The organism is Nostoc sp. UIC 10607 (genome assembly GCF_047228265.1).
Lineage (GTDB): Bacteria > Cyanobacteriota > Cyanobacteriia > Cyanobacteriales > Nostocaceae > Nostoc > Nostoc foliaceum_A.
Genome location: NZ_JBIQNW010000001.1, coordinates 434,656 through 461,133 on the forward strand (window position 1 = coordinate 434,656; position 26,478 = coordinate 461,133).

Sequence of the window (26,478 nt, forward strand, 5' to 3'; positions counted from 1 at the left end):
ATTAGCTATTTATAGTAAAGCTGCTCTCTGGCTAACTTATCCTGACTTCTACCCCCTCAAAGCAATTCTACTTGTTGCTATTCATTTGATTGCTACATTTAATCTGATAACGAATTGAGTAAGAGGCAATGACTACTTCTGAATTAACTAATTTTGAGCAAAAAAACCAAAGTAAGGTTTCTGATAGGATTGAAAATTTATCTTCTCCATCAGATGAAAAAAAGTTGTTTAATTTGAAGGTAATTGAGTATTTATTACTTGCAGCTTTTGTATCTTCTGGACTCTTTATTATTTTTCTTTCAGATGATAAAAAAGTTGTAATTTCTGGAGCAGTAGCTCTAACATTTTTGTTTTTTTTATTGCTCATCAATAGACAAGTATTTCAGAACTATAAGAAGGCCGCTTATCAGTCTGAACTCACCAAAAAGGCTGAACTCTATAGTTATCTATTGACTAATCCTAATTCCTGGGATAAAGATACGCTGACTCTGACAAGAGGGAAAGCTTTACAATACAGCCAAGACTTGATTGACGATTATAAAAGAATTAGAGGTGTATCAAGGAACCTTTACTATAGTTTGCAAATTGCGACAGTGATTTTATCAGGAGTCACACCAATTTTAGTTCTGGTAGACAAATTAGAAGCTGGACAAGCTTGGCTCAAGTGGCTCCCCGTGCTTTGCCCAGCTATTGCTTCTATAGTTGCCAGTATAGTTACCTCTTTTCCTTTTCAGAAGAATTCGCTTGCTGCCAATACAGCTGTTGAATTGCTAGAAGCTGAACAAGAGAAATTTATATTGGGAGTGACTTCACCTTATCGTTGCTATGATGTGTCTGACGAAACCCAACAGCAACAAAAGGCAAGTCAAGCATTAGAATACTTTATTGTTCAAGTGAACAATATCCATCTCAACCAATTGCAACAAACAAGTGAGACGCAATCAGAGAAGACAGAATCATCTTCATCTAATGAGTCAAACAAAGCAGGAGCAGAGGTAACGAACGAAAAGAACACCTGATTAGCTAATTGTGGTCACGAATCAGTCGAGTCTTCTTTCTTCGTAGTTATTGTTTTAAATAGGATTTATTCAGACTGGCTCGAAAGTCTTAGATTCCCCACTTCTTAGAAAAGTCGGGAATCTTATTGTTATTCCACTCCAGTATTGCTTGTGCCAATCGCTGCCGAATCTGCACTATTTAACCCTACTCGTGTGCGAAGCCTTTTCCCGACTTCTGCAACATAGCTGGGTTTGTGGTTAAAAGTGCTAGTTACAATGTTGTTTTTTTGATTCTAGCAGCGATCGCAGTTATGGCTTTGGAGATTTTTGGTTATATGTCCTAAAACCTTTATCCAGATAGGGTTTTGCTCATTGATATTTATTAGACTTCTTGCATAAGTCGGGAAAAGGTTCTGTATTGTCCCCTTCGCCTTTAACCTTTAACCTTTTCCCCAAGAGTGCAAAAAGCACTTTTGCAAGAGGTCTATTTACTCCTTCTGCCTCCTTCAATTGGACTAAGAGCATTTTGTATTTATTATCCCCTTGATACGAGCTACCACGGGCAAATTACACATGGGGACGTAGCTAAGTGAGGATGCTCGTCAACTGCCACGATCCTCATCTCAGTCACGAAATGAAGATAGCAAGAATACCCCAGAGGAGTTTACGCGCAGATCATGCAACCCTTTGAACTGCCTGAATTTTACATGCCTTGGCACGCCCGGCTGAACCCAAACTTGGAAGCGGCGCGAGTGCATTCCAAGGCGTGGGCTTACCAGATGGGAATACTTGGTTCACAAGAGGAAGCGGAAAGCTAGCCTATCTGGGACGAACGCACATTCGATGCTCACGATTACGCCTTGCTTTGCTCGTATACCCATCCAGATGCGCCAGGTACGGAGCTTGACTTAGTGACCGACTGGTATGTTTGGGTGTTCTTCTTCGACGATCACTTCCTTGAAATCTATAAGCGCACCCAAGACATGGCTGGTGCGAAAGAGTACCTCGACCGACTGCCGGCGTTTATGCCAATCTACCCCGTCAGCACTCCCCCAGTGCCTACCAACCCGGTAGAGCGCGGCTTGGCTGACCTATAGTTTCGCACCGCGTTCACCAAGTCTGCGGACTGGCGGCTCCGGTTCTCCGAGAGTACTAAAAATCTCCTCGAAGAGTCCGGTGAAGCTGCCATTGAGGTGACATCAGGGTACGTCGGAGAGCTTGAGTTGCCGGGAACCTTCGTAGATTACGAACTCTCACCCCGGGAATATGAGTTGAGCGTCGCTCAAACCGTATTGCGAGTGCATACTCCGCAGCTGTCCTTGTTCCTGACGCACTGGGAATTCTCGAAGATGTCGAAATCGGTCGTTAAGGGAAAAAGTCGCGCATTTCCTGGGCTTCTTCCTGCTGCGCTAACGTGTCTCCACACGCCTGATAACACTTAACTGATCTATCTTGCGGGTGAAAATTGAAATATAAATGAGGGTATAGGCAATTTGTGAAGTTGCTAATACCCTCAAATCAACATGCTAGGTCTTTGTAGTAGCGTATAAATCTAAGTTAATGCCTGAGCAACTGCTGCCGAAAGTGACTCGTTTGCTGCTTGCTTCAACAATTCGGCTTTATCGGTCTGTTCCCAAGGTAAGTCTAAATCAGCCCGCCCAAAATGACCGTAAGCCGCGACGTCCTGATAAAAACGTCCGCCTCGTTCACTTGGTAAGTTGCGTAAGTTAAAGGTATGAATAATCCCTGCTGGTCGCAGTTCAAAGTGCTGGTTAATTAATTCCAGTAAGGTTTCTTCATCCACTTTACCAGTGCCAAAGGTATCCACTAGAATGCTTGTTGGTCGCGCTACGCCAATAGCATAGGATAGCTGAATTTCAACTTTTTCTGCTAACCCAGCGGCGACAATATTTTTTGCGACATAGCGAGCCGCATAGGCAGCAGAACGGTCTACCTTTGTGGGGTCTTTTCCAGAAAAAGCGCCGCCACCATGTCGTGAATAGCCACCGTAAGTGTCAACGATTATTTTCCGTCCTGTCAAACCAGAGTCTCCCTGAGGACCACCAACGACAAATTTGCCAGTGGGGTTGACTAAAAAACGTGTTTCCTCATTAGGTTTAACGTCAATATCGCCAAAAACAGGTTCGACCACTGCTGACCAGAGGTCTTGTTTAATTTTGGCTTGTACAGCCACCTCATCCGTAATTTCCCCTATACTGGCTGTATGCTGGGTGGAAATTAGAATAGTATCAATACCTACTGGGCGTCCATCTTCGTAGACCACAGTTACTTGGGTTTTACCGTCAGGACGCAGGTATGAAAGTTCACCCGTTTTCCGAACTGCTGCCAATCGGCGAGCAATGCGGTGGGCAAGACTGATGGGTAAGGGCATCAGTTCTGGTGTTTCGTTACTGGCAAAACCGAACATTATACCTTGATCGCCCGCACCAATTTTGTCGAATAGCTCATCACTATCTTGCTGGCGAGTTTCTTGGGCGGTGTTAACGCCTTGGGCGATATCAGGTGATTGTTCGTCTAAAGCCAGCAGAACGCTGGTGCTATTAGCAGAAAAGCCATTATCGGCATTGGTATAGCCAATTTCGGCAATTTTTTTGCGGGCGAGATTGACGAAATTAACATTGGCTTTGGTGGTTATTTCACCAGTGATTAGCACCAAACCAGTATTAACTACTACTTCAGCAGCGACACGGCTGCTGGGGTCTTGTGTCAGTAGGGCATCCAGAATGGTATCAGAAATCTGATCGCAGATTTTATCTGGATGACCTTCGGTAACTGACTCGGAGGTAAATAAATATCGACGGGACAAAGGAAATTCCTCCTTTCTTGGGTTTTTTTCGCTGACTAAATGTGAGTATTTAGTTCAACTACCTAATTTATGAAATCATAACAATATTTATACTTCAGTAGTTAGTATCTTCTTGATATTGATAAAAATCACTAACTATAAGGTAAGTATCTGTAAAGAAGACAAATGTATGCTAATTATTTTCTGGTTAAAATGTATTTAATAACACAAAAAAAGGGGGACACCCGGAAGCGCCCCCACAAGCTTTGACACAAACACTGCTGCTTTAAACCTGAACCGCTAACTTTGCTTCTGTAGCTGTCAACCGCTCATAGGCAGCACGCATTTTCAAACCTGTAAGCACTTGGAAGAAACCAGTACCATTGTTGGAACCTGGATACTCACGGTGCTGGAGTAACAAGTGAGTCAATTCACCTTGATATTTAGTGGATGTATTGCTGAGATGGGTTTCGATATAAATTACTTCTTCCAAGTTGTCAAATTGACCATCTACCTCTAGTACTGAGACATAGCGACCGTAGTAAACATCTGAACCGTAGTACAGTTGCATACCAGGATAAGAACAGGTCAGCTTGCGTCCACAAGGAGTCCAATTAATTGTTGACCCTTCATCAAACAGGTAGGTTGGATCAAAGCCTTCCTTACCTTCCCTTTGGAGCATACGTACCCTTAAGACTCTACGCTCGGTGTCGTTTTTGATCAAGTTTGTGGGCAATACCTGGAGAACCACATCGGCAAATTCTCTTTGTGGTTCGATAAACTTTTCAAAATCAGGTTTACGGGAATTGATTTGCGCTAACACATCTTCGTAGCGATGACCGCGTTCAGCCATATCTCGCTGGATTTTCCAGGCAATTTTGACTTCATCGCTAATGTCAAAATAAACACTGAAGTCGATTAGCGATCGCACCCGCTCATCATATAAAGGATGCAGCCCTTCAACAACTATAATATGATTCGGCTCCACCCGCTCTGGTGGATCAATCAAGCCGGTTTCGTGGTTGTAAATCGGCTTATCAATCGCTTGACCACTTTTGAGCGTTTTAATTTGCTCATACATCAGGTCAAAATTGTTCGCCCTGGGGTCTAAAGCCGTTATCCCAGTTTCTTTACGCTGTTTGCGATCCAGGGAATGATAGTCATCCAAGCAAATGACTGTCATTAAATCTTCACCAAACAAATCTATCAAACGACGCAAAAACGTAGATTTACCGCACCCAGAGTCTCCGGCTACTCCAATCAGTACCACGCGTTCCGGCTTACTTGTCATAAATCTCCTCTAAAATACTAAAGTTGTGTCAATAATTTTTCACACAGCAGATTCTGAAGCCAGGAGTTTACCTCTTTGGTTTATCCTGCGTTCTTGCTACCTAGCACAGCTATAAGACACCAAGCGGGCAGACAACAAATTAATTAAGTTGCTACTCGTCGGACTAGCCTGAATGTTGGTGCCGGTAAGTATTTAATCCTAGTGGTATATTTGATTTTAACAGAAGGGGGTATCCCATACAAGATTGCTGTCAAGAAGAATTAGCCTGGTTCATCAATCATTTTTTTGTTGATTTAGTTATTAATTTAAAAATGGGGATCAGCACCGCCCATCAGCGTTGCGCCTTTATCACTCCGCTACTTGTGACTATATATAATCAAGACTGTAAAGTATAATTTATTATTGCGGCCAATTTTCTAATACTCCTAAATTCTAATTCCTGTTCGAGAATACTTAAGATATTCAAAGCAAAAATCTATCCAACGAATGAGCGAACAACTTGCATTAGTCAAATTATTGGTTGTAAATTTATGGATATGCTCAAATAGAAGCGTTGGCTTTATGGAAAGTACTGATAGAGGTTGACAGATTTTTCACATCAAGTGAAACTGATTACAGTTGCTTAAATCACGGTTCTCTATCTCGTTATGTTTGTAGCTGGAGTTGTTCTAGTCATGTCATTATCCATAGACAGGTCATGAATATAACTAACAACATTGTGGGAGAGTAGTAGATTGTGAGAAGTAAAACCAATCGGAAGAAGACCTTCCAGGATTGGCATTCTCCGATTAAATCCTTGGATTAGGCAAGCGCAACCGCAATTTTTGGAAGCCAACTGAGCAGTAGCTTCCACTAATCGAAGTAGGCTTCCTACAATATCATCTGGTCTTTTAATTTGCTCCTTTGGTAGTAAGGAAAAAAACTATCTCCCTAATAGGGTTGGTAGTTAACGAAAAAAAGATTAAATTGACTCATTATTAACATTCTCCACAAGACTTATCCTTTACCTTAGAAGGTGAACAGGTGTGTTTTTTGCTATGCCTGCATGTCTTTGGTGAGTGTACTTAGCAAGGCATTAATTTAACGATGCCGTTTTTCCTTCATGGCCAGTTTTGTGAAACGAAAATCCGGTAAACTAAAGCTGGCATGGGATGGGAATAGTTTTTTTTGAAAAACGGTTAAGTAAATTATCGGAGTGGTAGAACGAATGTACAATCAAGGTGCTGTTGAGGGTGCTGCCAACACAGAATTAGGTAGCCGCGTCTTCCTTTATGAAGTAGTGGGTTTGCGTCAAGGCGAAGAAACTGATCAAACTAACTACCCAATTCGGAAAAGTGGCAGTGTGTTCATCAGAGTGCCTTACAACCGCATGAATCAAGAAATGCGACGTATCACTCGTCTAGGCGGCACAATTGTTAGCATCCAGCCTGTAACTGCTTTACAGCCAGTTAATGGTAAAGCCTCACCTGGGAATGCTACAAGCGAAGTCAGCGAGTTAGCTACATCTGGGGAAACTGCTAACAGTGAAGGGAATGGTAAAGCCACACCTGTAAATGCTGATAGTGAAGCCAAAGGCTTTGCTAAATCATCAGCTGAAGAACAGCTCAAGAACAAGGACAAGAAAGGCAACACCATGACTCAAGCGAAAGCCAAAAAAGACCACGGTGACGTTCCTGTTAACACTTACCGTCCCAATGCTCCGTTTATTGGCAAGGTAATATCTAATGAACCGCTAGTTAAAGAAGGCGGTATTGGTATTGTTCAACACCTGAAATTTGACCTATCTGGCGGTGATTTGAAGTATATAGAAGGTCAAAGTATTGGGATTATTCCACCAGGATTAGACAAGAACGGCAAACCGGAAAAACTTAGACTCTATTCCATTGCCTCAACTCGTCATGGCGATGATGTAGATGATAAGACAGTATCACTGTGTGTCCGCCAGTTGGAGTACAAGCACCCAGAAACTGGCGAAACAGTCTACGGTGTTTGCTCTACACACCTGTGTTTCCTCAAGCCAGGGGAAGAGGTAAAAATTACAGGGCCTGTGGGTAAGGAAATGTTGTTACCCAATGATCCTGAAGCTAATGTCATCATGATGGCAACTGGAACAGGTATTGCTCCTATGCGGGCTTATCTGTGGCGTCAGTTTAAAGATGCGGAAAGAGCAGCTAACCCAGAATACCAATTTAAAGGATTCTCTTGGCTAATATTTGGCGTACCAACAACTCCAAACCTTTTATATAAGGAAGAACTGGAAGAAATTCAACAAAAATATCCTGATAACTTCCGCCTCACTGCTGCTATCAGCCGCGAACAGAAAAATCCCCAAGGCGGTAGAATGTATATTCAAGACCGCGTAGCTGAACACGCAGATGAATTGTGGCAATTGATTAAAAATGAAAAAACCCACACATACATTTGCGGTTTGCGCGGTATGGAAGAAGGTATTGATGCAGCCTTAACTGCTGCTGCTGCTAAGGAAGGCGTAACCTGGAGTGATTACCAGAAGCAACTCAAGAAAGCCGGTCGCTGGCATGTAGAAACTTACTAATTTAGTCATTGGTCATTGGTCATTAGTTTTAGACGAAGGACAAATGACAAAGGAAGCAGGATAATCAGTAGGTAGGGCAAACGCTCTACCTACAATTGTTATTGGTGAAATTGGGTGCAAAAATTGTGGGTGTGAAACTAGGAATACTCGGATTAGGCACCGTGGGAACGGGGACAGTGCAATTATTGCAAGATAGGGTTGGTCGTCACCCTTTGTTGCAAGAGATAGAAATTTATCGGGTGGGAGTGCGATCGCTAGATAAACCCCGTGCAGTAGAATTGTCTACGGAAGTCTTAACTACAGATTTAGATTCTATTGTCAATGATCCGGCGGTAGATATAGTTGTCGAGGTGATGGGTGGACTGGAGCCGGCGCGATCGCTAATTCTCAAAGCCTTAAGTAATGGTAAGCATGTAGTCACCGCCAATAAAGCAGCGATCGCCCGCTTTGGGGCGGAAATTTTCACAACTGCCAATAAAGCCGGCGTATACGTCATGCTAGAAGCTGCTGTGGGTGGTGGGATTCCGGTGATTCAACCCTTGAAGCAGTCTTTAAGTGTTAACCGTATTCACACGGTAACGGGTATCGTTAACGGTACAACTAACTACATCTTGACCCGGATGCAAACAGAAGGCAGCAACTTCAGCGATGTCTTAGCTGATGCCCAGCGTTTGGGTTATGCTGAGGCTGACCCTACAGCCGATGTCGAAGGCTTAGACGCAGCTGATAAAATTGCCATCCTCGCATCATTAGGCTTTGGTGGACGCATAAATTTACAAGACGTTTATACCGAGGGGATTCGGCAAGTCAGCAAGACAGATATTGCTTACGCCGAAAAATTGGGATTTGTGATTAAATTATTAGCGATCGCTAAACGTGACACTCCCTCATCCCCCCTATCCGTCAGAGTTCATCCTACCCTAGTGCCCAAAGCCCACCCTCTGGCTAGTATCAACGGCGTTTACAACGCCATTCTTGTGGAAGGAGAACCAATCGGGCAAGTAATGTTTTTTGGCCCCGGTGCTGGTGCTGGTGCAACCGCCAGTGCTGTCACATCAGATATCTTAAATTTAGTTGCTGTCCTCAAAACCAATACAGCAGTTGCAAATCCATTATTAGCTTGTGGACATCAGGAATACTGCCAAATTGCGCCGATGGCAGAATTGATAACTCGGTTTTACGCCCGTTTCCTCACCAATGACCAACCTGGAGTTATCGGTAAATTGGGAACTTGCTTTGGCAATTATGGCGTTAGCTTAGAATCAATTGTCCAAACTGGCTTTCAAGGGGAACTTGCAGAGATTGTGGTTGTTACCCATGATGTGCGAGAAGGTAATTTTCGGCAAGCTTTGGCAGAAATTCGGGATTTGTCAGCGATCGAAAGCATTCCTAGCTTACTGCGTGTACTTTGAGATTAGTCGGGAGTGAAGCTCGTCAAGTTGCTTTGCTCCAATTTTTAATTACCTCAAAGGATTCTTAGCTGCAAGTAAAACTTGGTTAAGTACGCAAGCTAAACTAAAAAATAAACTTCACCCCAGCGCGAGGCTAGACCTATGACCTCTGCAATCGATCCATCCACCGCCCTCACTCCTTTCCCTGACCATACGCAGCTACCAGAGTCAGACGGAACCTTTGTGTTCGCGGAGCGTGCCGAAGGCAAAAATTGGCAAGAGCATCCCCAAAGCATTTTACTCACTGACTCAATTACACCTATCCTTAAACAATTACATCCTGAAGGTGAATATTGTATAGGTCAGGACTTAGGTATTTACTGGCGCTTAACAGATCCGCCAGAACGAGGCGCAGAAGCACCAGATTGGTTTTATGTAGGAAATGTACCGCCCTTGCTCGATGGACAAACGCGGAGGTCTTATGTACTGTGGCGAGAATTTATTGCCCCCTTGATTGCCTTGGAATTTGTTTCTGGGGATGGTAGTGAAGAACGAGATAAAACCCCTTGGCAGGGGAAGTTTTGGATTTATGAGCAAGTAATTCATCCGGCTTTTTATGGCATTTATGAAGTCAATAAAGCCAGTGTAGAAGTTTATGAATTAATTGGTGGACAATATCAGTTGTTAGCAGCAAATGAACGCGGACATTATCCAATTACGCGCTTGGGAGTTGAGTTAGGGATTTGGCAAGGAGTTTATCAAAATGCGGAATTACCTTGGCTGCGCTGGTGGGATTTGCAGGGTAATTTGTTGTTGACTGGTGATGAAAGAGCCGAACAGGAAAGACAAAGAACTGATCGCTTGACTGCCCAATTGCGATCGCTCGGTGTTGAACCAGAAGCATAGGTTTTTAGCTGATTGATATGAGAAAAACCCCGGTTGATTTGTACCGTATGGGAAATGCGACTTCTTCGAGAATATATAACATTCGTTAACTTAATTAATGGGCGAAATTGCGATTGCTTGGTGTTTAACCAGAATCTTAATTTGCTTTCTCGAAAGTCCAATTATTAACTAGCGGATTTTATAATTGTAAAATATTTTTCTAAATATTTTTACGTAGATTGAGCATGAGGAATCAAGGCGATCGCAGGGAATCTTCATGAGCGAAGCGAAATAAATGTGCGTTTATTGAATTCGGGCAGTCGTTTACTGAATTCGGGCAGTCGTTTATTGAATTCGGGCGATCGTTTATTGAATTCGGGCGATCGTTTATTGAATTCGGGCAGTCGTCTATTGAATTTGGGCAGTCGTCTATTGAATTTGGGCGATCGTTTATTGAATTCGGATAAATATCAATAAATTCACGCAATAAATATAATATTTTTTGTGCTAAATATTTTAAACAATACTGAATATTGCGGGTGTTAATCACCCCAATTTTGTTTATCCTAATGGTGTAAAGACAAGGATATAAGCCAGTTTTTATCCTAGTGCATGATTAACAAAAGGAAAGTTATTTATGTCACGTCCAAAACGTGGGTCTAAAGTACTTGATAGGGCACAGCGTCGGATTGCGGCTTTAAAATCGATTAGTTCCACCTTAGATTTAGGTAATGGAGTCACTATTGACACCTTTGCCGCCGCCATCAAAAAAACACAGGACAAGTTGGAAGTTTATAACTCCAGCCTCTCCACCGTGGATCTAACTCAGGGAGCCTTAGAATTAGCCGAAAAGTCGCTGATGGAACTAACAGAACATGTGTTAGTCAGTGTAGCTGCAAAGTATGGCAAGAATAGCGATGAGTACAAAATGGCAGGGGGCGTTCGTCGCAGCGAACGCAAGCGTCCAGTGCGGAAGCCTAAGCAAGAGGTTGTTATTTGATCAAAGACAATACATTTGGGGTTTTTTGACACTCTCCCGAATTCAAATCGGGAGATTCTTGGTTAGGTGGCAGCTTTATAAAACCCTGAATTTGAGAGAAAATTTAAGAATCGTAATCAGAGTAAATTTAAATGCATGAATGGAAAAATCTGCTTGAAGTTCAGGCTATTTATCCAAAAGCAGAAGCAGTTAGTAACTTCACTGTATTTAATATTAAAGGAAACAATTACCGTTTGATTGCTGATATTGTTTACGAAACTCAAAGAATCTATATTAAATATGTCCTGACTCACGCTGAATATGATAAGGATAAATCGAAAAATGACCCGTACTTTTAATCCAGAATCTTATGGTAAATTGCTAGCCGAGTATCAGCCAAAAATCATTACCACGGTTGCAGAAAACGAACAAGCGATGTCAGAGACAAGCCGCTACGCGTCTACGCACTCGCATTAACCTTAGAACATCGTCCCAATCGTACACCAGAAAAAGAAATGCTGTTGCAACTGTTGGTGACTTTAATTGAGCATAATTGAGCAGTTTGAAGAAACGCATTACCTAATTCTCCAAGGTACACCCAATTCGATGTTAGTGCATCTAATGGACGCACGCGATATTACAACCGAAGCATTAGCTGAGGTAATTGGTTCATTGGAAATTGCCTTGCAAATTGTTAATGGCGGCACCATTAATAAAACTCAAGCAGAAGCATTGGCGAACTATTTTAATGTAGATATCAGTTTATTTACCTAGCTTATCTTCCATAAGAATGCTCTTAAAACCAGCGCTTAGTATTGAGCCGGAAATTTAATATTTTGGTATGAGGTTGAAGGGTGCGTAGACGCACAGCGGCTTGTCCTTAGACATCGCTTCTCCAACCAATACAACAGCTATGAAATCTTTTGCTAGTTAGCTTTAGATGATAAAGCTATAAACCTGTATTAAAAATCCTATGTCCTAAAAATCCCAAACCCAACCCTAGACCAGAAGTGCCAATCAAAATCAGAAAAGTATGAAAATTGTTAAAAGATTGTTCTAATTTTCTTTCAGTCGAAGCTAAAACCCAAGCCCAAGCCCAAGCCCAAGCCCCAACCCCAGTCGAAGCCACAACCCAAGCCCAAGCCCCAGCTACAACCCAAACACAAACCTTAGCCCAAGTCCAAGTCCCAGCAACAGCCACAGTCCAAACAAAAACCCAAACAAAAACCCAAACAAAAGTCCCAATAGAAACTACCTGCAATAACGGAGCTGTATGGAGAGCAAGAGCCAAGGCGTAGCCTAGAAGTATGTAGATAAACAATATACCAACCAACCTGACCCAGGGAATAATTCTATCTGATTTAGTAGTTGGTTGATAGCGAATAATTGTAGGTGATTTAGTAGCTGGTTGATAACGATTTATTCCAGGTGATTTAGTAGCTAGTTTATCTGGAGTCGCCTTTGGCTTGGCTTTGGAAGGAACAATTCCTTGTCTATAAACTGGATCAAAAGGTGATAGAGGCATTGCTTTTGGTACTTCTAACATTGCCAACCATGCCTGCATTGACTGAGGGCGGTCTTCTGCCTCCAGCGCCATACCTTTAAGAATTGCTTTATTTAATTGATCGCTGATCTTTGGATTAAATTGTTTAGGTGAAGTCAGAGAAGCATTATCAAGCTTGCGAGCCAGAGAGGTTGTGGGACGTTTACCTGTCACCGCATAATAGAGTGTAGCAGCTAGACAGTAAACATCAACTGTTGGTTTTCGACTGCCTCTGACCTTCTGCTCATAGGGCGCAAAGGCTTCATGACCATCCTTGTTAGTTGAACTAATAGTTGAGGGAACTACTTGTTTGGCGATTCCAAAGTCAATTAAAACCGCTTTGCCATTTTTCCGCACCATGATGTTTCCAGGATGGGCATCTCTATGTACTAAACCTGCTTGATGCACAACGCTCAAAGCTTCCCCAATCTGGCGGATGCAGGGTAGAATCTCCGCTTCTGGTAAAGCCCCCTTAAGCCTCACCGCCTCAAACAAATTTTCTCCCTCAACAAAGTCCATCACTAAACAGTGGGTAGCACCTTCCTCAAACAAATCAATCACTCCCACAATGTGAGGATGAGGGTCTTCTGATAAGCGTGCGAGTGTCCGCCCTTCTTGGGTAAATCTCTCTATGTACTTTTCATATTCCGGATCGTGACTGAGATATTCATTAGGTGTCTTAATTACAACTGTCTGGTTGAGTTCAACATGCAAAGCCTTATAAGTAATCCCAAATCCCCCCCGTCCCAGGACTGTCTCAATTACATATTTGCCACCTTGCAATTGTTGTCCTGCTATCCAGGGCATGAATACCTCTAAGTAAAAAATTACTTTAATGCCAGCATTTTAATGAAAGTTTAGCTAATTCTACGGTGTTTTGCTAGTTGATGGACTGGGAGAGAGCGACGGTGGACTAGAAGACGGAGAGGGTTTAAAAATAGGAATCCAGCCAGCCATAGCTCCGATACCTCCGAGTAGACCTCCAAAAGCAGCGATCGCAGCTATAACATGTGTCCAATTGATTGGGTTGGGCTGAGGGGGTACAGTTGAAACAGGCTGAGGAGTTTCCCCTGTTAACCCCAAAGAGTCGAGCCATTCTCGCATTGATTGAGGGCGCTCTTTAGGATCTAGCTTCATACCTGTTAAAATTGCGCGGTTGGTGCGATCGCTAATCTGAGGATTAAGGTCTTTTGGAGACACCAAATGCTCACCGTTCAGTTTGCGGTTTATTGCATCGACAGGTGTTTTTCCCGTCAAAAGTTTATAGAGCGTAGCTGCCAGTGAATAAATATCGCTATACGCATGAGTTATAGTACCTTTAGCGTAAAGTTCAGGGGGTGTAAATCCATCAGACACTTCCTTGGTTCGGCTTGTGGTTAAGATATGGTCAAAATCTAGAGCTAGACCAAAATCGATTAACACCGCTTCTGACAGACCCTCTCGGTTCCGCAACAAGATATTTCCCGGACGCACATCCCGATGAATTAGTCCATTCTTATGTACAACTATCAGTGCTTCCCCAATTTGCTGAATGTAACATAGTGCGTCAGGTTCCGAAAGTTTTGGTGGACGGAGGTCAGCCAAACTCACTCCATCCACATACTCCATTACCAGACACGGATAATCTCCTTCCTTAAACGGTGTTCTGAACTGCACAATATGCTGATGCTGACATCGGGTGAGATTTACCGCCTCCTGCCAAAACATAGTCTCTAATCGAGCGCGTTCCGACTGGCTAAGGGATTGGAGCAGATTATCATTTAAGGTTTTAATGACTAAGCGATCGCTATTCCTGTTTCTTGCCAAATAAGTAATACCAAACCGTCCCCTTCCCAATTCCTTTTCAACAGTATATTTGCCACCTTGCAATTGATCACCTGCTGCCCAAGCCATCCTTGCAACTCCTAAAATCTTTGTATTAATTTTCACATAAAAAAGCCTGAAGAACTGGAGTCTAGCTTGACAGAAACAGCGCCATGTTTCAGAACAAGCCGCTCCGCATCTACGCTTGCTAAACTAAAAAACAACCCTTACTCCTGCAAAGGTAGCCTTATGACCTCTGCAACCGATCCATCCACCGCCCTCACCCCGTTCCCAGACCATACACAGCTTCCTGAATCTGACGGTACATTCGTGAAAAACTTTCAGGAGCATCCCCAAAGCATTTTATTAACAGACTCGATTAAACCGATATTGCAAAAACGTCATCCTGATGGGCAATACTGTATTGGTCAAGATAGCGGTATCTACTGGCGGATAACTGACCCTCCAGAAAAAGGCGCAGAAGCTCCTGACTGGTTTTATGTAGGCAATGTACCGCCTACCCTGGATGGACAAACGCGCAGGTCTTATGTACTCTGGCGAGAGTTTATTGCCCCATTGATTGCATTAGAATTTGTCTCTGGCGATGGTAGTGAGGAGCGAGATAAAACTCCTTGGAAGGGGAAATTTTGGATTTATGAGCAGGTGATTCGTCCTCCCTTCTACGGCATTTATGAAGTGAATAAAGCCAGCGTAGAAGTTTATGAATTAATTGGTGGACAATATCAGTTATTAACAGCAAATGAACGCGGACATTATCCCATACATCCTTTAGGAGTTGAGTTAGGAATTTGGCAGGGACAATATTACAATATGGAATTACCTTGGCTACGCTGGTGGGATTTACAAGGTAATTTGTTATTGACTGGTGAAGAAAGAGCCGATCGCTTAACTGCTCAATTGCGATCGCTAGGTATCGAACCAGAAGCCTAGATTTTTGGATGAAGGTATGAAACCAATCGCTTAAACAAGTTAGTCAGAGCTTTGCTGCTTAAGATTTTCCGCTGGTCCCACATTTGCAATTTCATAGCCAGTGGGATAGCTGGGGATAGGAGAGTCAATATAAAAATTAGGCTGATTCCGAGGTGGGAATAACCGGATTAATTTGGCTCGGATTTTTAGTAGACTTACCATAGCCGATCGCAACAATGGCGAAGGATAGGGAAAACCAAAGGCATCGAGCATTGTGTCATCCAGTAAAGCGTAGATACCTGGCTTGATGGAAGAACGCATCCACGAAGGAAACCAACTCAAAAATAAATCGCGTGTAGCTTCCCCTACTCGACAATTTGTATCTGAATAGCAAAATTTTTGGCGTTCGTAGTCAAGGTTATAGCGCTCCAATTCTTCGTAGGTTTCAGGAATATTCTGAATCTGCATTTGCTTACCTACTTCTCGCCAGAAGTAAAAAGATGCTAATTTTTCTTGTTCGCACATCAGCCGCCAACCAAACCGTGCATTCCAACGGATAGGCTCGAAAATGAAAGTTGAAAGTACATACAGGAAATCACTGTTGTCAATCTTGAAGCGTCCGTGGAGTGCATTCATGCGTTGCAGTGCTTGTTTGCCGCGATCGCTATCATAACCCCACTTAATCATCTCTCCAACAATTATTGACGTATCATCGTAGCGTTTTTGCGGACAATGGGTAAATTCTCCTGTCTGATTCAGCAATTTAGAAATACTAGGAACGCAGTAAGTTCGCATCAAAGCAACTTCGAGCGATCGCGTCATATCCCAAGGAAACTCATAGCCATTCATCAAGTTATAAATCCGGCAATGATCTTGCACTGGATCAAGTTGCTGAATTAGCTGAAAATTTTTATAGCGATTGAGAAGCATCTGAAATTTCTTTGTATAAATTCAGTTAGTTATTCACATCCAGCAACCTCGAAGTTTCTAACCGACTCATCCACTTCTCTAAATAAACTCGATTACCTTTTTCCTCATTTGGATCTTTAGTATCCAAAGGATAAGGCATCAGTCCCAAAATCGTCGCTGTTGTCACGCAAAACATCGATTTTTGGAAACTCATGCAAATTTGTACCCGCAAATCATCTTCACCTCGAAGACTGCGACGATAAATTTCATGCAAATACTCTGGAAGATAATGACGCATATCCTGCATCAACAAAGTGGGAGGAATACCCGCGCCGCCGATGGGTAAAGGATCGGCATACAATGCGCCATATTGAAATCGAGTTTGATCTGGGGGAATTTGATATCCTTGGGCATTGTATGAAACTGTACCGTGGAAAGGCGTTCCCCGGAAGAACACTGCTTCTACATAAGGTATTGCTGTATCTGCTAAGAAGGTCAAACCAACGCTTTTGGGAATGATTTCATAGACTTCACCCCGAATTTTGACTGCGTAGGTAATTGGGTTTGATGCATTTGCCACTAACCCTGCTTTAATATGTTCTACAACTTGGGGAATCGATTTGATTTCGCCTCGGTCATAGCGGTCTGATAAGTTGAGGAACATATCAGCCATTACTCGCCAGAATTGACCTAAACCAGTGTAGTAAGCAGAGACACGCAAGTGTTCCGTTAAGAAATCTGGAAACAGTTGGTTAATACCCGATATTAAAGGATTATTTTTAAACTTTGCGGCGATAACGGCTTGCGCTCTTTCTTTAAATTCTTCTGTATCTAAATAGGAATCTAGTCCGCCACCACCGTGCCACATCATGGCTTTCATGCAATATTCGGCATATTCAAAATTAATTCGGTTATGCCACCAGTGACGGAGTAATTTCTGAAAAGAAACCTCTCCATTAAAGTATTTAAAAAATGGGAAAAATACTAAAAACTGATGCTCGGCAATATAGTTAAGATTTTTTGAGTAGGCATCTAAAACTACGCCATAGCTTTTAAGGATACCAACAACTTCCAGCACATTTTCTGGAGTATCGGGGAGTAATGCCTCTCCTTTTTGCAAACGTTCAATATACTCAGCTAAGGGATTGTGAGTAGCTTTCTTTTTAATAGTTACCATTGCCATCTTTCCAAAAAGTATAGGGATTGGGGTATTGGGCATTGGGCATTGGGCGTTGGGCATCGGGCATTGGGAAAACTCTTCCCCAGTCCCTAGTCCCCATTCCCTAATCCCTAATCCCTAGTTCCCATTGCTTTATCCAAAGACACTGCTACTATGTTTTGGCTATTCACCATTGCTGTAATTGTTGGTTCAGTCCAGCGCACTAACCAACCAGGTTGAATGCCAAAAATCACAATCAGCACAGCTAAAATTGCAGCTGGGGCGCGATCGCTCCAATACACCCGTGGTAAGTTGGTAACTTGTGCAGACAAGCGTCCAAAAAAGGCACGGTTGAGAAGTATTAAGAAGTAAACCGCAGTTAAGCCTGTGCCAATCATTGATAGCAGCGTTTGCACTGGAAAAACTGGGAAACTTCCCCGAAAAACAATGAATTCGGAAATAAACCCCAGCATTCCCGGTATACCAGCGCTGGCCATGGCTCCCACAACAATCAAGCTACCAATTACAGGCATACCGCGTTCTGGGTTCAGCAGTCCTTGGAGAACTTCTAAATCCCGACTTCCGGCTTTTTTATACACAACCCCTACCAGCAAAAACAACATGGCAGAAATTAAGCCGTGGCTAATCATCTGCATCACAGCACCCAACACGCTTAATGGTGTAGCCGCAGCCGCAGCTAAAAGCACGTAGCCCATATGTCCAATGGAACTGTACGCCACCATTTTTTTCATATCGGTCTGGGCGATCGCGCAGGATGCACCATACAATACACTCACTACTGCCCAACTCGCTAACCAAGGAGCCACATAAGCCCAAGCTTCTGGTAACAAGTTCATACCAAACCGCAGTAAGCCGTAGGTTCCCAACTTTAATAACACTCCAGCCAACAGCACAGAAATTGGTGTGGAAGCTTCAACGTGAGCATCTGGTAACCAAGTATGGAAGGGAACCAAGGGAATTTTAATCCCGAAACCTACCAAAATTCCCCCTAGCAGTAAAAGCTGTGTAGCTAAAGGTAGAGTCGTAGGATTCAAAGTTGCTAATGCAAAGCTAGAAGAACCACTCAACCAAACCATGCCGAGGAAACTTGCCAAAATCAAGATTCCCGAAACGGCGGTATAAATAAGAAATTTTGTTGCAGCATAACCCCGCTTTGCCCCACCCCAAATGGCTATCAATAGATATAGCGGGATTAGTTCCAATTCGTAAAACAAGAAAAATAGCAGTAAATCCTGTGCCAGAAAAGCTCCGGTCACCCCAGCGCTTAATAATAATATCAAAGAGTAATAAAATTTAGGACGCTGTAGGGATTCATCACTGCTGTAAATGGCAATGCAAGTTAACAATCCATTTAAAACCAGCAGTGGCAAAGATAAACCATCTATTCCCAGGTTATAGTTCAAACCTAAGACATCTATCCAAGGGAGAGACTCGGCAAATTGTTGAGTGATTTCCCCTGGATGAAACTGAATTGCTAGTATGATTGTCCACAAGAAGGCAATACTGGCAAAGACCAAAGCCACCCCACGGGAAAATTTCCCACTGATGCCAGAGGGCGAGAAACCAATTAAAGCTGCACCGATTAACGGCACTAGAATTAAAACACTAAGCATAGATAGAAGGGGATAGGGGAAAGGGGACAGGGGATACGGGATAGGGAAAGAGGGAGAGAATAATCCCTAACTCTTAACTCCTAACTCCTAACTTCTCACTCAGCACGGATTAAACCATAGCTATCCGCTAACAGCACTCTTAAAAAGGCAATTTATCTAGTAAACCCGATGACCAGCTGATGAAAAAACCCAGGACGCTGACAACTGCTAGGATGGTCAACATATAGCCCTGAGATTGCCCAGAAATGCTGTATTTTAAAGTTTGTCCGCCAAGGATTGTTGCAAATCCAACTAAGTTCACTAGACCATCGACTAAATAGCGATCGCTCCAAGCAGAGATTTTAGATAGCAGTGCGACTGCACCTACTACCGTTACCCGATAAACTCGGTCAATATAAAAATCATAACCTAACAAGTCCTGCACAAATCTCCACGCCAAGATTCTGGATCTTGACCAAGCTTTGTGTAGATGAACTGTAGAACCTACACCTACCCCCACGACGGTAGAAGTAAACAACGCTAACGCCACATACCAATTAATACTTTCCCAATCTGGTAGCAAGTACCATTGCTGTAGCATCAGAGGTACAAGCAGAGTGAAGACTGTGAGAATCACCATTGGTAAGGCCATCTGCCAAGCAACTTCTGGGGTGCGACGGGTCTTCTGTTGCGGTTTCCCCCAAAAAACTAATCTGAATACTCTGGTCAAGTTCAATGCTGTCAAGCCATTGACCAATAATAAAACCCCAATCACCCAAGGGCTAATATTCACAAAACCGTCAGCCCATGCTAACATTGCCCAAAAGCTTCCCAAAGGTAGCAGTGTTACCATTCCGGCTGAACCGACAATAAAGGCAGTAGTTGTGGCTGGCATCCTTGACCAAAGACCGCCCATTTCTGTTAAGTCTTGGCTTTGGGTAGTCAAGATTACTGAACCGGAACTCATGAATAATAATGCTTTAGCGATCGCATGAGTTAACAGCAACATCAAGGCCACACCCCCTTGCTGCAACCCCACCGCCAAAAACACTAACCCCATGTATGCACTGGTGGAATGAGATAGCGATCGCTTAATGTCAATTTGAGCTATGGATACTAATGTTGCCCCAATCGCTGTCACCGTTCCCATGACTACTAATACATTCAAGGCAACTGGCGACAAAGCTAATAATGGTTGCAGTTTATACAATAAATAAGCACCACCAGCTACTACCAGTGAGTTCCGCATTACCGAGGCAGGGTTGGGCCCCTCCATTGCCTCATCTAACCACAGGTGCAGTGGAAATTGCGCACATTTACCAGCAGGCCCAGCAATTAACGCCAACCCCAGCAATGTTGATGTAATTGGGCTTAAATTAGCTGTTTGCGCCCACTCATATAAATCCGAAAAGTTCAAACTGCCAGCTAAGGTGGAAAGCGTCACCACTGCCATTAGCAGTAACAAGTCTCCTACCCGTTTGGTTAAAAACGCATCCCGCGCCGCTGTTACTACTAGTGGTTGAGCATACCAGAATCCCACCAACAAGTAAGTTGAAAGCGTCAGCACTTCCAAAAGGGCATAGCTGAAAAACAAAGAATCACTGATTGCTAGAGCACTCAGCGCTGCTTCAAAAAATCCGAGCAACGCAAAAAAACGCGCCAACGACCAGTCTTTTTCCATGTAACCCAGAGCGTAAACTTGTGCCAGTAAGCTTAACCCCGTAATTAAAACTGTTGCTCCAATGCTGACTGCTGAGAGTTCTAAGGCAAAAGATAAGTCTAAATCAGCAGCTTTGAACCACCGCACCAGTAACTTTTCTGGTTCTCTATCCCAGATAATGTTAAATACAGACAGACTATGTACAAAAGCTAAAACGGTTGTCAACAAGTTTATGTATGCCGCAGGTCTTGGTCCTGTTCGCTGAATTATTCCTATTCCCCACGGCAACGTCAAAATTGCGCCTAATAAGCTATATAAAGGCACAAACCAACTTGTTGAAAATAGAAATTGATCCATTTAAATTTACCTTGATGACTCAGCCTTGATTTAAAAAAACTTTAAAAACAATTATTTAATGTAATAAAATTAATTTACCAAAACATTGATGTTTTTTTACTATTATTTCAATTAAATTCCCGGAAGTACTTTTACTTAACGTTATCCTATTAAATATAAGTAAAATATAACTTTACATAAGCAAAAGCATTTACTTGCCTTAACATCACAACCGTTTTTACATTTGTATTTCTACTTTGAGCAAAGTGCTTTATACGATATATTTGAAAAAATTATATATTTTTCACCTAGTCCTTGTACATATAGCAAAATTTGAGAAAAGATAGAGACAGTAAAAGATACAGCCTCTGCTCGTCCCTCGCCAGATGGAATTACCCTTGGTTATGAATGTCGTTTTGTAAATGTGATAAAGAAATTATAAAGCATAAGTGGCTGCTCTAGGAATCAGTGAACTTTAATTACTCAGAAACACAGATAAATTTTTGTTAAGTTTTTTAAAACTTTCTTATCATAAACTATTATAGTAATTTATATTGCCAGGAACGCCAAGCTTTCCTATGCTTAATTTGGAAGTGTTTTCTTAGCTCTAAGATCAGGCTCTCCCCGTCAAAAAATTCAAACGACAGTACAGATTGCATTAATTTTGTAGGAGTTCTGCGATGCCAATTGCAGTTGGAATGATTGAAACGAAGGGCTTTCCAGCAGTGGTAGAAGCTGCTGATGCGATGGTGAAAGCCGCCCGTGTCACTTTAGTAGGGTATGAAAAAATTGGTAGCGCTCGCGTCACCGTGATAGTTAGGGGAGATGTTTCGGAAGTGCAAGCTTCTGTAGCTGCTGGGGTTGAAGCGGCGAAAAGAGTAAATGGTGGTGAAGTGTTATCCACTCACATCATTGCTCGTCCTCACGAGAACCTGGAATACGTCTTGCCGATCCGTTACACAGAAGCTGTGGAACAGTTCCGTACCTAACTAAAAGCTGTTTAAAAAAAGTAATTAATGCTCTTTACCTTTTTGAGCATCGCTTTTGTCCAGGGCTAAAAACTTTAAATAGGGATTAAAACTAATGTCAATCGCAGTAGGAATGGTTGAAACGCTAGGCTTTCCAGCGGTAGTGGAAGCTGCTGATGCGATGGTGAAAGCTGCCCGCGTTACTCTAGTAGGCTATGAAAAAATCGGTAGTGGTCGAGTTACGGTCATTGTCCGGGGTGATGTGTCGGAAGTGCAAGCTTCCGTAGGCGCTGGTGTTGAATCAGTGAAGCGAGTCAACGGCGGACAAGTGTTATCTACTCACATCATTGCTCGTCCTCACGAAAACTTGGAATACGTCCTACCAATTCGTTATACAGAAGACGTAGAGCAGTTCCGGGAAAATGTGAATGCAATTCGTCCTTTCGGTAGAAGACCGTAATTTGTAATGCAAGTCGCCAAAGTTCGCGGCACAGTAGTTAGCACGCAAAAAGATCCAAGTCTTCGAGGTGTCAAGCTACTGTTGTTACAATTAGTAGATGAAGACGGAAACATCCTGCCACAATACGAGGTAGCAGCGGATAGTGTGGGAGCAGGAGTAGATGAGTGGGTACTTGTCAGTCGTGGCAGTGCCGCTCGTCAAGTTATTGGCAATGAACAGCGACCATTAGATGCAGTGGTAGTGGCGATCATAGATACCATTCACGTTGAAGATCGCCTCATTTACAGCAAAAAAGATCAGTATCGTTAGTCAACAGTTAGAGAAGTGAGGAGTCAGGAGTGAAAAGTTAAAACTGATAACTCCTAACTCGTAACTCCTAACTTAATACAGGAGGAATCTCGAAATGGCAGTCCGCAGCACGGCGGCACCCCCAACCCCGTGGTCGAGGAATTTAGCTGAAGCCCAAATCCATGAAACTGCCTTTGTACACCCGTTTTCCAATCTGATTGGGGATGTACGGATAGGTGCAAATGTAATCGTTGCTCCGGGGACTACGATTAGAGCGGATGAAGGCACACCTTTTTATATTGGTGAAAACACTAATATTCAAGATGGTGTTGTGATTCATGGGTTAGAGCAAGGTCGAGTAATTGGAGACGATCAAAATAAATACTCGGTGTGGGTTGGCAAAAATACTTGCATTACCCATATGGCTCTAATTCATGGACCAGCTTATGTAGGGGATAATTCCTTCATTGGCTTCCGCTCTACTGTGTTTAATGCCAGAGTGGGTGCAGGTTGCATCGTGATGATGCACGCTTTGATTCAAGACGTAGAAATTCCCTCAGGTAAATATATACCTTCGGGAGCGATAATTACCAGCCAGCAGCAAGCTGACCGCTTGCCAGATGTGCAAGATCAAGATAAGGACTTTGCTCATCATGTGGTTGGGATTAATCAGGCCCTGCGAGCTGGTTATCTTTGTGCTGCGGATAGCAAATGTATTGCACCAATTCGGGATGAGAACACTAAATCTTATAAAGGTAATGGTGTTACTGTTTTAGAGCTAGAAAGGAGTAGTGAAGTGTCGAGCAATAGCTTGGGTGCAGAAACAATAGAGCAGGTGCGCTATCTATTGGAACAAGGATATAAAATTGGTACAGAACACGTAGACCAAAGACGGTTCCGCACGGGTTCTTGGACTAGTTGCCAACCAATTGAACCAAGATCCATCGGTGAAGCGATCGCAGCCTTAGAAAGCTGTGTAAGAGACCATAGCGGCGAGTATGTCCGGCTGTTTGGTATTGACAAAGATAGACGACGTGTGTTAGAAAGCATCATCCAACGCCCGGATGGTGATTTTAAACCAGCTACCAATTTTAAGGCTCCGGCTAGTAGTCATAGCAATGGCAGCTACAGCAGTAATGGTAATGGTAACGGTAACGGCTCTAGCAGTGGCAAAGTCAATGGCGAAACTGTAGAGCAAATCCGCCAACTTTTGGCAGGTGGTTACAAAATTGGCATGGAACACGTAGACGAACGCCGTTTCCGGACTGGTTCCTGGACTAGCTGCAAGCCAATTGAAGCAACTTCCATAAATCAAGTAATTTCCGGCTTGGAAGAATGTATAGAAAGCCATCAAGGCGAGTATGTGCGTCTAATCGGCATTGATACCAAAGCCAAACGGCGGGTATTAGAGAGCATAATCCAACGTCCAAATGGTCAAGTAGCCTCCTCTGGTGGTGGTAAAAAATCATTTACTAGCAGTGGAATTTCTGCTACTGCTACGGCAACAGCTACCAGTAACCGTTTAAGTACAGAAGTCATAGACCAACTCCGGCAATTATTGGCTGGTGGGTATAAAATTAGCCTTGAACACGTAGATGAACGACGGTTCCGGACTGGTTCCTGGACTAGTACCGGTCAAATTCAAGCCTCTTCAGAAAGAGAAGCGATCGCAGCCTTAGAAGGACACCTTGGCGAATACCAAGGGGAATATGTACGCTTAATTGGTATTGACCCCAAAGCCAAACGGCGGGTATTAGAAACCATTATCCAACGTCCAAATGGTCAAGTAGCCTCCTCTGGCAGTCAGAAATCATTTACTAACAGTGCACCCTCTGCAACAGCAACAGCAACAGCTACCAGTACCCGTTTGAGTGCTGAAGTAGTAGATCAACTCCGACAATTATTAGCTGGCGGCTCTAAAATTAGCCTTGAACACGTAGACCAACGGCGGTTCCGTACTGGTTCCTGGACTAGTACTGGTCAAATTCAAGCCTCTTCAGAAAGAGAAGCGATCGCAGCCGTAGAAGGACACCTTGGCGAATACCAAGGGGAATATGTGCGCTTAATTGGTATTGACCCCAAAGCCAAGCGTCGGGTATTAGAAACCATTATCCAACGACCTTAAGGAGTTAGGAGTTAGGAGTTAGGAGAGACGCGATTAATCGCGTCAGTACAGGAGTTAGGAATAAGCTTTGAATCAAAACTCTAATCTTAAAAAATTTCCAACTTATAACTTCTTCTAACTCATAACTTCTGACAAACTCCTCACTTTCTAATTTCTTCCGGCTTCCGAGGTTAAAATTTCCATGTCTGTGCTGTCACTGCGCCTCAGCAATAACTTTGATTCTTACATTAGTGGTGAGGTGACTATTCATCCAAGCGCAGTACTTGCACCTGGGGTGATCCTCCAAGCAGCTGTAAACAGCAAGATCATCATTGGGCCAGGGGTCTGTATTGGCATGGGAGCAATTCTCCAAGTCCATGAAGGAACCCTAGAGGTAGAAGCAGGCGCAAACTTGGGAGCCGGTTTTTTGATGGTTGGCAAAGGCAAAATTGGAGCAAATGCTTGCATTGGTTCAGCAACAACAGTTTTTAACTATTCAGTTGAACCTGGACAAGTAATTGCACCTGGTTCAATTTTAGGAGACACCAGTCGACAGATTGCTCAAACAATGCAACCGGAACCATCTACAAATAACCAAACTCCTACAAGTGCAACACCGCAGAAGGAAAAGGAAAATGGCTTAGGGGAAGTTAAGGAAAAAGTAACTTCCTCAACTAACTTCTCAGCTTCAGCTTTTGTGGATTTCAAACAAAATAAGTCGATTTCTTATTTTAAATCTCCCGCCACTCCAGAAAGCCAGTCTCCTCCCGTAGAGGAACCGACCAATGATGCTGACTCCACCTTGCAAGAAGCCCCCCAAGAGTCTACAGAATATGACTCAGACCCCAATCAGCCAACCACAGAATCCTCTAACGGTTTCGGGACTCAAATTTATGGGCAAGGGAGCATACACAGACTGTTGACTACATTGTTTCCCCATAGACAATCCTTGAACGACCCAAACTCTGACGATTAGTCTGAGTAAGTGTTAATTGTAAGTTGTCAGCTTTGTGATTATCTGGGAAAGTTCACATGGAAACATCTAATCAACGGTCTATGAGTACCATGCAGGACACTGCTTTGGGTTTAGTATCTACTCGCAGCTTTCCAGCAATAGTTGGGACAGCGGATATGATGCTAAAGTCCGCAGGAGTTCACCTAATTGGGTATGAAAAAATTGGTAGTGGGCATTGTACTGCGATCGTCAGGGGTGGGATTGCTGACGTGCGTCTTGCCGTAGAATCTGGTGTCCAAACTGCTGAACAGTTTGGTCAGTTGGTTTCTAGCTTGGTGATTCCCCGACCTTATCCAAACCTAGATATAGTACTTCCCATCACAACCCGTTTCACTAAATTGATGGAGGAAGGTAATTACAGCCGTCTGAGTAACCAAGCAATTGGTTTGGTAGAAACGCGAGGATTTCCAGCGATGGTAGGAGCATGTGATGCCATGCTCAAAGCTGCTGATGTTCATTTGGCAGCTTATGAAAAAATTGGTGCGGGTTTATGTACAGCCATTATTCGTGGTTCTGTAGCAAATGTGGCGGTAGCAGTGGAAGCGGGAATGTTCGAGGCAGAACGCATTGGGGAATTAAATGCAGTAATGGTAATTCCCCGACCGCTAGACGAAATGGAGCAAACTTTGCCATTAGCAAGCTGCTGGATAGAAGAACGTCAACCGTTAAACTTACCAGTGAATATTAAAGAGCAAGTTGCCGAAATAGAGGTGCTAAGATTACCAGATTTAACTAAGCTACCTACAAAAATTGCAGAAGAATTATGGAATGATGAATGATGATAGA

24 protein-coding genes and 2 pseudogenes are annotated in these 26,478 nt (G+C 43.1%); 18 read left to right on the top strand and 8 right to left on the bottom strand.

Annotation, left to right across the window (positions count from 1 at the left end; all coding sequences use genetic code 11):
• Positions 1-128: 128 nt before the first annotated feature.
• The 4 genes and pseudogenes from ACEYW6_RS01860 (at position 129) to ACEYW6_RS01875 (ending at position 2,367) form a co-directional block, all read left to right on the top strand.
• On the top strand, positions 129-1,019 hold the full coding sequence (locus tag ACEYW6_RS01860; protein ID WP_412978391.1) for a DUF4231 domain-containing protein: 891 nt from the start codon (positions 129-131) through the stop codon (positions 1,017-1,019).
• 890 nt (positions 1,020-1,909) lie between these two features.
• The gene (locus ACEYW6_RS01865) at positions 1,910-2,095 is read left to right on the top strand and encodes a terpene synthase family protein (RefSeq protein ID WP_412978392.1); all 186 of its coding nucleotides are present in this window, start codon (positions 1,910-1,912) and stop codon (positions 2,093-2,095) included.
• Between the two features lie 78 nt (positions 2,096-2,173).
• Positions 2,174-2,323, top strand: a pseudogene (locus ACEYW6_RS01870) (Crp/Fnr family transcriptional regulator); the annotation flags it as partial.
• On the top strand, positions 2,290-2,367 hold the full coding sequence (locus tag ACEYW6_RS01875; RefSeq protein WP_412978439.1) for a hypothetical protein: 78 nt from the start codon (positions 2,290-2,292) through the stop codon (positions 2,365-2,367). The pseudogene ACEYW6_RS01870 and the gene ACEYW6_RS01875, both read left to right, overlap by 34 nt.
• Before the next feature lie 183 nt (positions 2,368-2,550).
• On the opposite strand, the gene metK is transcribed toward ACEYW6_RS01875, so the two are convergent.
• Both metK and ACEYW6_RS01885 read right to left on the bottom strand, forming a co-directional pair.
• Positions 2,551-3,825: a methionine adenosyltransferase gene (gene metK / locus ACEYW6_RS01880; protein ID WP_412978393.1), complete on the bottom strand. Its 1,275-nt coding sequence runs from the start codon at positions 3,823-3,825 to the stop codon at positions 2,551-2,553.
• Positions 3,826-4,090: 265 nt separating this feature from the next.
• Entirely contained in the window at positions 4,091-5,095 is a 1,005-nt protein-coding gene (locus tag ACEYW6_RS01885) for a phosphoribulokinase (protein ID WP_012409283.1), read from the bottom strand.
• 1,207 nt (positions 5,096-6,302) lie between these two features.
• Here ACEYW6_RS01885 and petH point away from each other — a divergent pair.
• From petH to ACEYW6_RS01920, 7 genes and pseudogenes are all read left to right on the top strand, one after another.
• Positions 6,303-7,649, top strand: coding sequence for a ferredoxin--NADP reductase (gene petH / locus ACEYW6_RS01890; RefSeq protein ID WP_412978394.1), 1,347 nt, complete (start codon positions 6,303-6,305; stop codon positions 7,647-7,649).
• 125 nt (positions 7,650-7,774) lie between these two features.
• Positions 7,775-9,061 carry a homoserine dehydrogenase gene (locus tag ACEYW6_RS01895; protein ID WP_190891471.1) on the top strand — a complete coding sequence of 429 codons (1,287 nt, stop codon included), beginning with the start codon at positions 7,775-7,777 and terminating at the stop codon, positions 9,059-9,061.
• A 141-nt stretch (positions 9,062-9,202) separates the two neighbouring features.
• The gene (locus ACEYW6_RS01900) at positions 9,203-9,946 is read left to right on the top strand and encodes a Uma2 family endonuclease (RefSeq protein WP_412978395.1); all 744 of its coding nucleotides are present in this window, start codon (positions 9,203-9,205) and stop codon (positions 9,944-9,946) included.
• A gap of 616 nt (positions 9,947-10,562) precedes the next feature.
• Positions 10,563-10,925 (top strand): hypothetical protein, encoded by a 363-nt coding sequence (locus ACEYW6_RS01905; RefSeq protein ID WP_069071529.1) that lies wholly within the window; start codon positions 10,563-10,565, stop codon positions 10,923-10,925.
• 137 nt (positions 10,926-11,062) lie between these two features.
• A pseudogene (locus tag ACEYW6_RS01910) lies at positions 11,063-11,263 on the top strand (type II toxin-antitoxin system HigB family toxin); the annotation flags it as partial.
• Positions 11,247-11,381: a hypothetical protein gene (locus tag ACEYW6_RS01915; RefSeq protein ID WP_412978396.1), complete on the top strand. Its 135-nt coding sequence runs from the start codon at positions 11,247-11,249 to the stop codon at positions 11,379-11,381. The pseudogene ACEYW6_RS01910 and the gene ACEYW6_RS01915, both read left to right, overlap by 17 nt.
• 66 nt (positions 11,382-11,447) lie before the next feature.
• The gene (locus ACEYW6_RS01920) at positions 11,448-11,678 is read left to right on the top strand and encodes a hypothetical protein (RefSeq protein WP_412978397.1); all 231 of its coding nucleotides are present in this window, start codon (positions 11,448-11,450) and stop codon (positions 11,676-11,678) included.
• A gap of 175 nt (positions 11,679-11,853) precedes the next feature.
• Here ACEYW6_RS01920 and ACEYW6_RS01925 read toward each other — a convergent pair whose 3' ends face one another.
• Entirely contained in the window at positions 11,854-13,254 is a 1,401-nt protein-coding gene (locus tag ACEYW6_RS01925) for a serine/threonine protein kinase (RefSeq protein ID WP_412978398.1), read from the bottom strand.
• Positions 13,255-13,314: 60 nt separating this feature from the next.
• A complete protein-coding gene (locus tag ACEYW6_RS01930; RefSeq protein WP_412978399.1) occupies positions 13,315-14,340 on the bottom strand; it encodes a serine/threonine protein kinase in 1,026 nt (341 codons plus the stop codon).
• Between the two features lie 159 nt (positions 14,341-14,499).
• Between ACEYW6_RS01930 and ACEYW6_RS01935 the strand changes: the two genes are divergently transcribed.
• Positions 14,500-15,201, top strand: coding sequence for a Uma2 family endonuclease (locus ACEYW6_RS01935; protein WP_412978400.1), 702 nt, complete (start codon positions 14,500-14,502; stop codon positions 15,199-15,201).
• Between the two features lie 39 nt (positions 15,202-15,240).
• On the opposite strand, the gene ACEYW6_RS01940 is transcribed toward ACEYW6_RS01935, so the two are convergent.
• From ACEYW6_RS01940 to ACEYW6_RS01955, 4 genes are all read right to left on the bottom strand, one after another.
• Entirely contained in the window at positions 15,241-16,110 is an 870-nt protein-coding gene (locus ACEYW6_RS01940; RefSeq protein ID WP_412978401.1) for an oxygenase MpaB family protein, read from the bottom strand.
• Between the two features lie 25 nt (positions 16,111-16,135).
• Positions 16,136-17,266 (bottom strand): CO2 hydration protein, encoded by a 1,131-nt coding sequence (locus ACEYW6_RS01945; protein ID WP_412978402.1) that lies wholly within the window; start codon positions 17,264-17,266, stop codon positions 16,136-16,138.
• Positions 17,267-17,379: 113 nt separating this feature from the next.
• Entirely contained in the window at positions 17,380-18,882 is a 1,503-nt protein-coding gene (locus tag ACEYW6_RS01950) for an NADH-quinone oxidoreductase subunit M (RefSeq protein WP_412978403.1), read from the bottom strand.
• Between the two features lie 139 nt (positions 18,883-19,021).
• Positions 19,022-20,878: an NAD(P)H-quinone oxidoreductase subunit F gene (locus ACEYW6_RS01955; protein WP_412978404.1), complete on the bottom strand. Its 1,857-nt coding sequence runs from the start codon at positions 20,876-20,878 to the stop codon at positions 19,022-19,024.
• A 659-nt stretch (positions 20,879-21,537) separates the two neighbouring features.
• Between ACEYW6_RS01955 and ACEYW6_RS01960 the strand changes: the two genes are divergently transcribed.
• The 6 genes from ACEYW6_RS01960 (at position 21,538) to ACEYW6_RS01985 (ending at position 26,471) form a co-directional block, all read left to right on the top strand.
• Complete coding sequence (locus ACEYW6_RS01960) at positions 21,538-21,846, top strand: carbon dioxide-concentrating mechanism protein CcmK (protein ID WP_190891121.1); 309 nt, start codon at positions 21,538-21,540, stop codon at positions 21,844-21,846.
• Between the two features lie 94 nt (positions 21,847-21,940).
• Complete coding sequence (locus ACEYW6_RS01965; RefSeq protein ID WP_039748664.1) at positions 21,941-22,285, top strand: carbon dioxide-concentrating mechanism protein CcmK; 345 nt, start codon at positions 21,941-21,943, stop codon at positions 22,283-22,285.
• 6 nt (positions 22,286-22,291) lie between these two features.
• Positions 22,292-22,594, top strand: a complete 303-nt coding sequence (locus ACEYW6_RS01970; RefSeq protein ID WP_100899927.1) for a EutN/CcmL family microcompartment protein — start codon at positions 22,292-22,294, stop codon at positions 22,592-22,594.
• Between the two features lie 94 nt (positions 22,595-22,688).
• Positions 22,689-24,698 carry a ribulose bisphosphate carboxylase small subunit gene (locus ACEYW6_RS01975; protein WP_412978405.1) on the top strand — a complete coding sequence of 670 codons (2,010 nt, stop codon included), beginning with the start codon at positions 22,689-22,691 and terminating at the stop codon, positions 24,696-24,698.
• Positions 24,699-24,879: 181 nt separating this feature from the next.
• A complete protein-coding gene (locus ACEYW6_RS01980) occupies positions 24,880-25,653 on the top strand; it encodes a transferase (protein WP_412978406.1) in 774 nt (257 codons plus the stop codon).
• A 56-nt stretch (positions 25,654-25,709) separates the two neighbouring features.
• On the top strand, positions 25,710-26,471 hold the full coding sequence (locus tag ACEYW6_RS01985; protein ID WP_190891128.1) for a BMC domain-containing protein: 762 nt from the start codon (positions 25,710-25,712) through the stop codon (positions 26,469-26,471).
• Positions 26,472-26,478 lie beyond the last annotated feature (7 nt).